Source organism: Sphingobacterium sp. T2, assembly GCF_000814685.1.
GTDB lineage: Bacteria > Bacteroidota > Bacteroidia > Sphingobacteriales > Sphingobacteriaceae > Sphingobacterium > Sphingobacterium thermophilum.
Map to the genome: position 1 here is coordinate 1 of NZ_JXAC01000245.1, position 12,225 is coordinate 12,225.

Here is a 12,225-nt window from a genome sequence, read left to right on the forward strand (position 1 = left end):
CTCTGGAATAATTTCCATATACTGGATCGGAAGCTCTATTGAAATTATTCAGAGATTTTGATATTAATCCATATTCATATGCTTTAAATACTAGTAGAATTATAACTCCTTATGATGAAGATGGTAACTATGAATATTTCATACGAGAATATGCACCCTTCAATATTCTTAATGAAATAGCCAATAATTATATGGCTTTAAAAGTTATGGATGTTAAGGTTCAAGGTGGATTGACTTATAAAATTACTCCGGGATTAACATATTCAGTTAATGGAATGTATAGGTATTATAATTCTGAACGGCAACATACCATGACGGAATATTCTAATGTTGCAATGGCTTACAGAGCCAACGAGAATGAACAAATTAATTCTTCAAATAGATTTTTATATAATGATCCTGATTTTCCAAATTATCCTCGTTTCGTAATACTTCCAAATGGAGGATTTTTCAATACCGAAAATAATAATATGGTATCATATTATTTCAGGCAGAATCTAGAATATGATAAAAAAATTAAAGATCTGCACTCTTTGAATTTTTTTGGGACTATGGAGGTAAGATATGCGGATAGACAAAATCATGATTTTGTAGGTCCCGGTATAGAATTCGATAATGGTAATTTAGTGATGCCTACATATAGGTATTACAAGAAGATTATAGAGGGGGGAGGAACTCCTTTTGGCATGTGGTATACATATGACAGATATGCTGCTTTTGCACTCAGAGGAGCGTATAATTATGATGATCGATATTCTTTAAATTTTACTACTCGCTATGATGGATCAAATAGGATGGGTAAATCCCGTATAGCTAGGTGGCTTCCAACATGGAATGTGTCGGGTGCTTGGGATATACACAATGAAAATTTTTCCCAGAAAATAGAAAATACTTTTCTTCTGCTCGCTTAAGAAGTACTTATGGCTTGGTTGCAAATATAGGTAATGCCTCAAATTCCTCTGCCGTATTCTATAACGGTATTACTTATAGACCATATGAGAGTGAGAGAGAAAGGAAAAATAAGTATTTCAGGGTTGGAAAATTCAGAACTTACTTGGGAGAAGATGTATGAGTGGAATATTGGATCAGACTTAGGATTTTTAGATAACCGTATTGATTTACATGTAGATATTTATAGAAGAAACAGTTTTGATTTGATTGGAAGTGTAAGAACTTCTGGCATTGGTGGTCAATTCACTAAAGTTGCTAATTATGCTGATATGAAGGGAAAGGGAATTGAAATTGAACTTGGTGGCTATCCTTTGCGTAATTCAAACGGGTTAACTTGGCGTTCACAATTTACTTTTTCTCATAATACCACCAAAATTACAAAAATGGATGTCACAAGAAATGTGTGGAATTTGGTTTCAGCAGAAGGAGGGGCTGTATTAGGTGGTCCACATAGAGGCTTATATTCCTTGAATTTCGAAAAATTAAATCAAGATAGAGGTTATCCAACATATACAGGTTTAGATGGTAGACCAGGGACTACTTATTTTTGGTTGCAAAGTGATGATACTGAGTATCTTGTGTATAATGGTCCGGTTGATCCAACTATTAATGGAGGTTTTTATAACCGATTTGAATATAAAGGAATTTCATTGTCATTCTTATTCAAATTTGGATTTGGAAATATGGTAAGATTACAGCCTTCATATAGTGCAAGCTATTCGGACCTTTATAATGTTTCAAAAGATTTAATTAACCGTTGGATTTATGTAGGAGATGAATATTTAACAGTGATTCCTTCTGTTTTGGATGGATATGCTTCCTCTTATGAGGTGTATTCTGATTCTGGAGAACGTAATGCTGCTGTTTATACCTATAATGCTTATAATTATTCCTCTGCGAGAGTTGCAAAAGGAGACTATATAAGATTGTCTACAATAACTTTAGGATATTCTTTACCGAGTAAATGGCTGAATAATTATGGTTTTAAAAGGGCTCAGCTAAATTTCGTTGCCAATAACATTGCTATTTTATATGCTGATAAGAAATTGAATGGTGTAGATCCAGAATTTTATGCCAATGGTGGTGTAGCCTTACCTATGCCAAAACAATTAACCCTTTCTTTAAAATTAGGATTTTAAAAGATGAAAGCTAAATTCAAAATAATCAGTATACTATGGGCAATCTTAGTACTTGTCTTTACAAGTGCTTGTGAAAAGTATTTGGATCATAATCCAGATATGCGAGCAGAATTGAATTCTGTTGACAAAATTGCCCGTCTTGTAACATCAGCTTATCCAGATAGAAATTATTTAGCTATGGCTGAAACATATTCAGATAATGTAGAGGATAAGGGGACAGGGAACTTGGATGAGCCATTGCGTACACTTTATTTTTGGAAAGATGTAGAGGATAATGGGACGAATACTCCTACGGACTATTGGAATGCTTGTTATAGAGCAGTTGCGGCTGCTAACCAAGCCTTAGAAGCTATTGAAAAAGAAAATTTTGGTCCATCTGCTCTGCCTTACAAAGGAGAGGCCTTGGTTGCTCGTGCTTATGCTCATTTTATGCTAGTAACATTTTTTGCAGCTCCTTATGAAGTGGGAGGTGCAAATCAATCACCAGGGATTCCTTACGTAGAGGAACCTGAAACAGTAGTATTTAAAAATTATGACAGAGGTACTGTAGAGGAAGTATATAATAAGATAAGAAGAGATTTAGAGGAAGGATTACCTTTGTTGAATGAGGGAATATGGGAAGTCCCAAAATATCATTTTACACCTGCCTCAGCAAATGCATTTGCAGCAAGGTTTTATCTGTTCTCTGGAGAGTGGGAAAAGGCTGTAAAAGCTGCTAGCTCTATATTTCCAGGAGGTGACTTCTCTGGAAAATTAAGGCCCTATAATACAACCTTTAAAAATATTCCCTTTGCTCAGATGCATGTGAATTTTACCAAAGCCGACCAACCATATAATTTATTATTAGCTGAAACCTATAGCACTTATCAACGTTTTACTTCTTCAAGATATGCTATGGGAGTAAATGTGTTTCAAAACGTCTATAATGGAAATACAGCTGCGGGAGCTCCTTTTTATAATTATGGATTATCCTATGGGCCTCCTCACTATACAACCTATCAGTGGAGAGAACATTTTCATGTAACTAATCCAGCAGCAAATATCGGATACCCATATTTAATGTTCCCTTTATTTACATCCGATGAAGCTTTATTGAATAGAGCGGAGGCATACATAAAAATGGGGAATTATGCTAAAGCATTAGAAGATTTGAATCTATTTGCTGCCAACAGGGTAAATAATTATAACCCAACTACACATAGAGTCACCATAGAAAAATCTAAAGCTCATTTTAATGTTGAAAGTGATGAACAAGCTCTTATTGAAACAGTTTTGCAATTTAAGCGAATTGGTTTCATGCAAGAAGGTATTAGATGGTTTGACATAATCCGTCACGGATTAGATGTTGTACATAATCATATTGATGAAAGTGGTAAAGAAACGGAAGAAATTTTAAAAAAAGGAGATAATAGGAGAGTTTTTCAAATTCCACAAGAAGCTAATTTGTCAAATGTTGCTCCTAATCCACGTTAATTAGAAAAGCTATGAAGACAAGAATCATAAAATATTTAGTCGTGATATCCTTTTTGGGAGGATTGCTTTCGGCTTGTAGTAAAGAATCTGCTCTTGACGTAAGTATAATAAATTATGATACTTACGAGCCAAGTGAGATTGATAATTGGATTGCTAGAAATTTAACCGATCCATATAATATTGAAGTTATCTATCGTTATTCAAGAGATCAACATGATCTTAATCGAAACATCTCTCCTCCAGATGAATCTAAAGTTATTCCTCAAATGAGGGTAGTTATCGAAGGCTTTTTAAAAGTTTATGAAAAGGTTGGAGGAAAGACTTTTGTAAAGGTTTACTCGCCTAAGCAGTTTGTTTTATTTGGAAGTCATAATTATCGCGATGATGGAGTTGTTATTGCAGGAACCGCGGATGGAGGTCGAAGAATAACTTTATACGGTCTAAATTATCTAGATACGACTAGTGCAAATTCTGTATTAGGGAATTTGGGTACCGTTCATCATGAATTTACCCACATTTTAAATCAAATACGTACAATTCCTCCAGATTTTGAATTGGTGAGTGTAGGGGACTATTTTGCCAATTGGACAGATAATACTCAAAATCCGGAATCATTGAGTAGATCGTTAGGCTTTATTAGTCGATACGCTCGGAGTAGTGTTGGTGAAGATTTTGCAGAAATGCTATCTACACTGGTTGTTGAGGGGCAAGCATATTTTGATAAATATGCCTACGATTCGGGACAAGAAGGTTTTAACAAGTTGAAAGCAAAGGAATCAATAGTAAGGGATTATTTAATGAGCAACTTTAATATTGATTTAAATGAACTTCAATATGAGTTTGCAAAAGTAATGTCACAACGATATAATAGCTCTTATTATGATCTTCCTTCTTTAATAAGAAATGTGTTTTTGGGAGAAATGTCTTTGAATATTTCTGAGAGTTGGGCTGTAGAACGAGGAGTCTCTACAAAATTTAGGCAAGCATTTGAGACATTAAAGCAGCGATTCTTCGGAAGTGGATATAATGTGGCTAACCTTTTGTTGGATTTCGATAGTGCTAATAAAGCAATACTAAAGGTTAACTTTACTTCTGTTTCTGGTACAGGAAATTATTGGGGATATTATGATTTAAATTTTACAATTCAACCCGATGGAAAAATTAAATTCTCTTTATCTCCAACTCAAGGAACAGGAACAGTCTATAGCAATGCTGCTATCGAATGGGTTCGAAATAACTCTGATCCAATTATTACATATCTTACGGCCTCGGCCTTTAATATGGGATGGTTCCCATTTAATGGCTTTTCTGGGTTGGAAGATTTTCAAAAATATCCTGGATTTTTTGTTGAAGGTGAACCCGATAATTATTTCTATGGTCCACGAAAATCTAAATCTTATTGATTATGAAACGTTTAGCATATATAATATTGTTGATTATTACTGTAAAAATATCAGCATGTAATAGAGGTGAGGTCGAACTTCTATATGATAAGCCTATTGATGAGCGTATTGCCGATACCTTGAAATTCATTAAATCGACGTTAGTAGGCTCCGAGTATGGGTGGATTGGCTATACCAGTACTAATTCGACCGGAGGATATGGCTTTTATTATTGATTTTAAAGTAGAATGACCGATTATTAATGGTGGCAGATATACTATCTACTACGGCATCTGAACCTAAAGAAGCTACATATCGAATTAGGCAAATAATGGCCGCGACATTATCGTTTGATACCTATAGTTACATTACTTTATTACAAGACCCCAATCCTGGTACTATAGGTGGAACTGCAGGTAAAGGATTGGAAAGTGATATTGAATTTGAATATAAAGGAATAAAAGCTGATACAATTATATTTACAGGTAGAAGATTTAAAAAATATTTAAAACTTGTAAAAGCTACGAGAGAACAAAAAGATCGATATTTGAATGGGGAATATAAAACAGCTATTGAGAGAATTAATCAATTTTTTGCAGATAATTTGAATTCTTATGTTGAGATAGACGGTAGAAAATATCAGATTTCAATGGATAATTCCTTGAAAAATTCTGAAGCCACAACACTTTTAGAAGGAAATGAGGTGGTTTCGGAAAGAACAATTTATTATTATGATATCGATGGAGTACAGTTTCCTGAAGGATTAAAAGTAGGAAATGAAACTTTATATTATCTTCGTTGGGAAAATAATGATCTATACGCACTAAATCGTTCAGGTAATAAATATCTTGTTCAGAATTCTCCTCAACCCTTGATGGCTTTGCATATCTTGATGGGGAAAAAATATACTACATTGTTTAGTCCACACTTAACGATCTTGGGGGGGACTAGTTCTAGTGGAGAAACTATTTTAAGAAGATATCATAATGGATTGGCAAGTGGAGCTGCAGGATATATTTTTAATTGCGGCTATGTGTATCTCCAATGGAATGTGGTTAATCAACGTATAATTGTTAATGGATTCTCTAGTCAGAATGGTTGTTCTTCTGGATGGACTACCACATATACATATAGTTATGAGCTTGACTCTGCTACTGGAGTTTATTCATTAACAAAGATATCAGGACCAACAGGAGGATATGTTTCAGCTATAATGGACCAATTGATAAACTTCTTGGATAATTCATCCTTCAGATTGGATTATCATGTTGAAGGAACTAATGTTTATGGAAAGATAATCGGCATAGACAGATCGGATGTAGAAATGAGTTTTGAATTATTGTAGTGTTTACTAATCATCATAAGAAAAGGGAGCCTAATAGCTCCCTTTTTTATTCTGGTATGGTGTAATGATTCATATACCTTACTATGCTGTTGGCGCGAGAGTTTACATAGCGCGAAGGGCGACGGGCATCCCACTTTCTTGGGTTGGGAAGGATAGCGATGATTAGTGCTGCTTCTTTTTTCGTTAAGCTACGTGCCGACTTGTCAAAATAATATTGGGCAGCAGCTTCTGCGCCGTATACACCTTGTCCCATTTCAATGACATTGAGGTACACTTCCAAAATTCTTTTTTTGGACCAAAAGAGCTCTATGAGAAAGGTGAAGTAAGTTTCTAGGCCTTTACGTACCCACGAACGTTGTGGCCAAAGAAAGACATTTTTCGCCGTCTGCTGGGAGATAGTAGATCCCCCCCGTAAGGGCTTGCCGCTCTTGTTCTTTTCAAAAGCTTCCATAATAGCTTTTGTATCGAATCCATTATGGGTCATAAAATGCGCATCTTCTCCGGCGATGGCCGCTCGTTTCAAGTTGTTGGACATATCGTCGTAGTTTCCAACCATTTTTTTTCTTATTTTGAAACCTTTGCCTGCAGCCTTCCACTCGAAACCTCTCTTAATCATCAGATAAGTAATTGGCGGATTGACGAAGCGTAGGGCTATAACCCAAAAGATTGTTATGGCAAAAAAGCCGATGACGATGCGTAGTGTCCATCTTTTGAGCAAGGAAAGATATGAAGACGATGTTTTTCTGCTGTTCGTTTTTTGACGATTATTAGAAGTTCGTGTTCTTTTGATAGCCATTCTAACCCTATTTGGATGCAAACCTAACTAAAAATTGAACAAGTTTTATGGATATATATGCTTTTGAAAAGGTAATTTTCTGGGTGAAAGAGTTTTATAAGTTTTTATTTTGACGTAATTTTAGATTATGAAAGATACAGCACATCACGATGAGCGTATAGCACGCATGTCTTTTGCCTCTGTCTATCCTCATTATGTCACTAAGGTGGTGAAGAAAGGCCGCACGGAAGATGAACTCCTCGAGGTCATATCGTGGCTTACAGGCTATTCGTCCGAAGAAATACATCGGCATATTGAAGGTAAGACAACTTTTGAGCAGTTTTTTGCAGAGGCCAAGATGAATGAATATGCCCATCTCATTACGGGAGTTATCTGTGGCTACCGTGTGGAAGGCATAACCAATCCTTTGACACAAAAGGTGCGTTATCTCGATAAGCTGGTAGATGAGCTGGCCAAAGGCAAAGCTATGGGTAAGATTCTGCGTAAACCCAAAGAGGCATAGCTTTGTTTTAGATTCCTTCCCCTAATTCCTGTTAATAAGAGGCAACAGATTTGTCAAATCAGGTCATTTGTCTTAATTTTACGCTTCAACAAAATTAGATTTCCATTGGCAAAGGCAAAGAAAGAAACCCCTTTAATGCAGCAATATAATAGCATTAAAGCTAAGTATCCTGGCGCATTATTGCTGTTTCGTGTAGGTGATTTTTATGAGACTTTTGGCGAAGATGCTGTCAAGACAGCCAATATTTTAGGTATTGTGTTGACTAAGAGAGGCAACGGCTCAGAGTCGGAAACAGCCCTCGCCGGCTTTCCTCACCATTCTTTGGAAACCTATTTGCCAAAACTGGTACGTGCCGGTTGCCGTGTAGCCATATGTGACCAGCTGGAAGATCCTAAACAGACAAAGACTATAGTGAAGCGTGGCGTAACCGAGCTGGTAACGCCGGGCGTGTCCTATGGTGATAATATAGTGCAGCAGAAGTCTAACAACTATCTGGCTTCCATCTATACTGAAAAGAATACCGTGGGGATTTCTTTTTTGGATATTTCCACAGGGGAGTTTTTGGTGGCCCAAGGTAATGCCTCTTATGTGGATAAGCTGTTGCAGAGCTTCAAGCCTAATGAGGTGATCATGCCACGACGACAATCTAAAGAATTTTTGGAGCAGTTCGGCTCATCATATTATACCTATTATCTAGAAGATTGGCCTTACAGTGGCGATTATGCTACGGAGACACTTTTACGGCATTTTGAGGTTAAATCCCTAAAAGGATTCGGTATAGACCGTATGTCGGTAGGCATTGTGGCGGCAGGTGTAGCCCTTCATTATCTTAATGAGACGGAACATCGTAACCTTCAGCATATTTCTACAATTTCTCGTATAGAGGAAGATAAGTATATGTGGCTGGACCGGTTTACCATCCGCAATCTAGAGCTCATCGGGTCTAACAATGAAAACGCTACAACCTTGGCAGACGTGCTGGACGAAACCTCTTCTCCTATGGGAGCGAGGCTCCTTAAACGCTGGATAGTCATGCCATTGAAAGATGTCAAAGCCATTCAGGAGCGTTTGAATGTGGTGGAGTACCTGTATCAGCATGAAGAACTACGTGAAGAGCTAATAAAAGAGATCAAGCAGGTAGGAGATTTAGAGCGCCTAATCTCTAAAATAGGACTACAGAAAGCCAATCCTCGCGAAATTACACAGCTTAAGCGTTCGCTTTACGCCATAGAGAAGCTGAAGGTGCTGACGAATGTGCAGCAGTCTGAGGCGTTGCGTATTATCTCCGAACAACTGAACCCTTGCCATATCATCCGTGAAAAAATAGAGAATACCCTTCAGCCCGAACCTCCTGTAGCGTTGAACAAGGGAAATGTCATTGCCGAAGGAGTGGATGAGGAGCTAGACAAGCTGCGTAAGGTGGCCTTTGGCGGTAAAGATTATCTTTTGGAAATCCAACGCCGCGAGTCGGAAGCTACGGGAATTCCTTCGTTGAAAATAGCTTTCAACAACGTTTTCGGTTACTATTTGGAAGTGACTAACACGCACAAAGATAAAGTTCCGGACACTTGGATTCGCAAGCAGACCCTCGTTAATGCCGAACGCTATATCACCGAAGAACTTAAAGAATACGAAGAACAGATTTTAGGAGCCGAAGAGAAGATACAGCTTATCGAAAACCGCATTTATTCGGAGCTTCTGTTGGCCATTGCTGAATATATCAAACCTATCCAGCTGAACGCTCAGCTAGTGGCAAAGCTGGACGTGCTTCTGAATTTCGCCAACATAGCCAAGAAGAATTACTATGTAAAGCCTGAAGTGACCGACTCCAAGATCATCGATATCAAGGGAGGTCGCCATCCTGTGATAGAAAAAAATCTTCCTGTCGGTGAAGATTATATTACGAACGACACCTATCTGGATCCAGACACCCAGCAGATTATTATCATCACCGGACCTAACATGGCCGGTAAGTCGGCGCTATTGCGTCAGACAGGACTTATAGTTCTTATGGCACAGATAGGATGTTTTGTGCCTGCAAAAGAAGCGCACATAGGTTATGTGGACAAGATCTTCACTCGCGTGGGGGCGTCGGACAACCTTTCTTCGGGTGAATCGACATTTATGGTGGAAATGAACGAAACGGCAAGTATCATGAACAACCTGTCTGACAGGTCATTGATACTTCTGGATGAGATAGGTCGAGGTACCAGCACCTATGACGGTATTTCCATCGCGTGGGCGATAGCGGAATTCTTACATAATCATCCTTCCGCACGGGCTAAGACTCTTTTTGCTACGCACTACCATGAGCTTAACGAACTTAACACCTCCATGCCGCGTATCAAAAACTACAATGTCACGGTAAAAGAGGTCAACAATAAAGTGATATTCCTGCGCAAACTGATGCCGGGAGGTTCTGAACACAGCTTTGGGATACATGTGGCTAAGATGGCCGGCATGCCGCCGAAGTTGGTGGCGCGAGCTACTGAAATCCTTAAACGTCTGGAACAGGAACGTACGGGAGGGGAACAGATCAAAAACAGCATGCGTAAGCTACAAAAACAGGCTTACCAGCTCCAAATGTTTTCTATCAACGATCCAATACTTGAGAAAATCAGAGATATGCTCAACAACTTGGATGTCAATACGCTTACGCCTGTGGAAGCTCTGATGAAATTGGACGAAATCCAGCGCTTGCTTAAAAACTAAAAACGGAAAAAAGCTCTACACTGCCGTAATGCGATGGAATAGGGGATAGCAGCTTGCTATCCCACCCATAGGGCACATAATGATAGTTGCCTTCAACGCCTATAAACATCTTTTTCCGCAGATGCCTAACCAAAGAGCAACCTACAGAAGTTTGTAGCGTGTTGATATTGCGCATGGCCTCACGTGTATTTTCGAAGCCATTGTCATCGAAATATGATTCTGTCTCTGTAAGTCCTGTATAGATAATCCCTAACCCCAATTTCAGTTTGGGCAAAACAGTAAACTTACCGTCGTCAAAGACTTTGAAACCTCCTCCTACTCCTAAGAAATGGGTAGTCGTAGGAGAAATGATTCTCACTTCATCATTTAAATCCACTTCTATATTTTCAGGAGAGGATTGGATGGTCAGTTTATAGGCTATTTCGTAGATAAAGGTATAATCTAATCCTCGCATAAAAGAAATTCCTAAGGTTGGGGAGGTACGGAAAATATTGTTTTTCCCCAGAGGAGAAAAGGCTCCCACATGTACACCGAAGGTATGCGAAGAACGGTCTATAGGGGTACCATGCTTAGTGGTAGAGGTAGCTGGAGGTATCTTTTCGGAGGTGGAGGTGTAATTTTCAAACCTGTCGGCAAAAAGATACAACATATTACGTTCCTGGTCTGAAATATGGTTGTAGCTTGTGGAATGTAATAGAGCATGTGCTTTTATTTTAAGGAGGGAATCTATGGGGTGGCGCAGTGGAACGAAATCGTAAGCTGCAGGATTACTGGCATAACGAACTTGGTAATCGTGGGTAGCGGCATCATCGAAGCGCTGCATGAGCCTTCTGTCGTATAGCAGGTTTACATAGCGCTCTACGAATTCGGCAGTGTTGTTATGCTGTATGATAGCATAAATTATTTTGGTACGCAATATGATTTCTTGTTCTCCGCAAGCTGCTTGCCAAGTATTTAGGAGATTTTGTATTCTGTTATAGTCATTTTTGATAAGGTTATCCCTGAAATTTGGTAGTAAGGATGAGGTCATTCTTTCGCAGGAATTCTGTGCATAAACGGTGAAGAAATGAAAGAATACCATAAGGAGAGTGAGCAGGATGGTTTTCATGTTAGCTACTTTATTCAATATATTGATTTAAAATAATTTCCTCATCTATAAAAAAGCTACCTTTGTAGCGATGGGTTCCGTTTTTAAATTTAAGCAATTTGATGTAGAACAGCGTGACTGCGCGATGAAAATCAATACCGACGGGGTGTTGTTGGGTGCCTTATTGGAGATGGACACCTCGGCAGCTGAGCCGCAGATATTGGACATAGGGACCGGGACAGGGGTCATAGCCTTGATGGTGGCTCAACGCTATCCTACGGCACAGGTGATAGGGGTAGATATCGACGAAACGGCATACTTGCGCGCCATGGAAAATTTTAGTCGTTCTGTCTTTCATGAGAGGCTGAAAGCTGCGTCCGGTACGTTTCACCTCTTGGATGGCGCCAATACGTATGATCTCATAGTAAGCAATCCTCCTTTTTATACCAATTCCCTTCATAATCCCGATGCGCGGAAAAAAATTGCTCGCCATACGGATTTTGATTTTTTTGACGGGCTATTGCGGTTTGCGGCAAATAATCTTAGGTCAGAAGGATCTTTGTCTTTGATACTGCCTACAGAACTTGCAAAAGAGGTTATATTCCAATCCCACACATATAAATTTGTTTTGCACAGAAAGATAAATATAAAATCCTTCGAGCATACAGAGACAATACGATGTATCATCACGCTCTCTCGTAAGGAGGGAGGACTCCTTAGTGAAGAAGAGTTTATCATTTATAAAGAAAAGGGTATCTATTCGGATAGATATCGAGAAGTGTTGAAACCTTACTTTTTGGCTTTCTAGCGTATGAAGAAAATTGGTCTGCTTTCGGAT

The 12,225-nt window shown here is 38.5% G+C and carries 11 protein-coding genes; 9 read left to right on the forward strand and 2 right to left on the reverse strand.

Annotation, left to right across the window (positions count from 1 at the left end):
• The first annotated feature begins 38 nt into the window (after nucleotides 1-38).
• The 6 genes from SD31_RS15655 to SD31_RS13285 all read left to right on the forward strand — a co-directional run bounded on the left by SD31_RS15655 (nucleotide 39) and on the right by SD31_RS13285 (nucleotide 6,290).
• A complete protein-coding gene (locus SD31_RS15655) occupies nucleotides 39-911 on the forward strand; it encodes a hypothetical protein (protein WP_052259058.1) in 873 nt (290 codons plus the stop codon).
• 90 nt (nucleotides 912-1,001) lie between these two features.
• Nucleotides 1,002-2,090 (forward strand): hypothetical protein, encoded by a 1,089-nt coding sequence (locus SD31_RS15660; protein WP_156138368.1) that lies wholly within the window; start codon nucleotides 1,002-1,004, stop codon nucleotides 2,088-2,090.
• 3 nt (nucleotides 2,091-2,093) lie between these two features.
• Nucleotides 2,094-3,563: a RagB/SusD family nutrient uptake outer membrane protein gene (locus SD31_RS13270; RefSeq protein ID WP_052259060.1), complete on the forward strand. Its 1,470-nt coding sequence runs from the start codon at nucleotides 2,094-2,096 to the stop codon at nucleotides 3,561-3,563.
• A gap of 11 nt (nucleotides 3,564-3,574) precedes the next feature.
• Nucleotides 3,575-4,966 (forward strand): substrate import-associated zinc metallohydrolase lipoprotein, encoded by a 1,392-nt coding sequence (locus SD31_RS15665; protein ID WP_082021967.1) that lies wholly within the window; start codon nucleotides 3,575-3,577, stop codon nucleotides 4,964-4,966.
• 2 nt (nucleotides 4,967-4,968) lie between these two features.
• Entirely contained in the window at nucleotides 4,969-5,181 is a 213-nt protein-coding gene (locus SD31_RS13280) for a hypothetical protein (RefSeq protein ID WP_039054481.1), read from the forward strand.
• Between the two features lie 26 nt (nucleotides 5,182-5,207).
• Nucleotides 5,208-6,290: a DUF4302 domain-containing protein gene (locus SD31_RS13285; protein WP_039054482.1), complete on the forward strand. Its 1,083-nt coding sequence runs from the start codon at nucleotides 5,208-5,210 to the stop codon at nucleotides 6,288-6,290.
• A 46-nt stretch (nucleotides 6,291-6,336) separates the two neighbouring features.
• Here the strand turns inward: SD31_RS13285 and mtgA are convergent, their stop codons facing one another.
• Entirely contained in the window at nucleotides 6,337-7,086 is a 750-nt protein-coding gene (mtgA, locus tag SD31_RS13290; protein WP_039054483.1) for a monofunctional biosynthetic peptidoglycan transglycosylase, read from the reverse strand.
• Nucleotides 7,087-7,213: 127 nt separating this feature from the next.
• On the opposite strand from mtgA, the gene SD31_RS13295 reads away from it, so the two are divergent.
• A complete protein-coding gene (locus SD31_RS13295) occupies nucleotides 7,214-7,588 on the forward strand; it encodes a DUF2200 domain-containing protein (protein WP_039054484.1) in 375 nt (124 codons plus the stop codon).
• A 135-nt stretch (nucleotides 7,589-7,723) separates the two neighbouring features.
• Nucleotides 7,724-10,300 (forward strand): DNA mismatch repair protein MutS, encoded by a 2,577-nt coding sequence (gene mutS / locus SD31_RS13300; protein WP_197053728.1) that lies wholly within the window; start codon nucleotides 7,724-7,726, stop codon nucleotides 10,298-10,300.
• Here mutS and SD31_RS13305 read toward each other — a convergent pair.
• On the reverse strand, nucleotides 10,290-11,426 hold the full coding sequence (locus tag SD31_RS13305; protein WP_039054486.1) for a hypothetical protein: 1,137 nt from the start codon (nucleotides 11,424-11,426) through the stop codon (nucleotides 10,290-10,292). The two genes, mutS and SD31_RS13305, sit on opposite strands and share 11 nt — an antisense overlap.
• Nucleotides 11,427-11,478: 52 nt before the next feature.
• Here SD31_RS13305 and SD31_RS13310 point away from each other — a divergent pair, with 52 nt between their 5' ends.
• Nucleotides 11,479-12,195: a tRNA1(Val) (adenine(37)-N6)-methyltransferase gene (locus tag SD31_RS13310; protein ID WP_039054487.1), complete on the forward strand. Its 717-nt coding sequence runs from the start codon at nucleotides 11,479-11,481 to the stop codon at nucleotides 12,193-12,195.
• Nucleotides 12,196-12,225 lie beyond the last annotated feature (30 nt).

Excerpts from the sequence above, each read along its gene's own strand:
- SD31_RS13310 (WP_039054487.1), top strand. The coding sequence starts at position 11,479 with ATGGGTTCCGTTTTTAAATTTAAGCAATTTGATGTAGAACAGCGTGAC.
- mutS (WP_197053728.1), top strand. The coding sequence starts at position 7,724 with ATGCAGCAATATAATAGCATTAAAGCTAAGTATCCTGGCGCATTATTG.
- SD31_RS13295 (WP_039054484.1), top strand. The coding sequence starts at position 7,214 with ATGAAAGATACAGCACATCACGATGAGCGTATAGCACGCATGTCTTTT.
- mtgA (WP_039054483.1), bottom strand. The coding sequence starts at position 7,086 with ATGGCTATCAAAAGAACACGAACTTCTAATAATCGTCAAAAAACGAAC.
- SD31_RS13270 (WP_052259060.1), top strand. The coding sequence starts at position 2,094 with ATGAAAGCTAAATTCAAAATAATCAGTATACTATGGGCAATCTTAGTA.
- SD31_RS15665 (WP_082021967.1), top strand. The coding sequence starts at position 3,575 with ATGAAGACAAGAATCATAAAATATTTAGTCGTGATATCCTTTTTGGGA.
- SD31_RS13280 (WP_039054481.1), top strand. The coding sequence starts at position 4,969 with ATGAAACGTTTAGCATATATAATATTGTTGATTATTACTGTAAAAATA.
- SD31_RS13285 (WP_039054482.1), top strand. The coding sequence starts at position 5,208 with ATGGTGGCAGATATACTATCTACTACGGCATCTGAACCTAAAGAAGCT.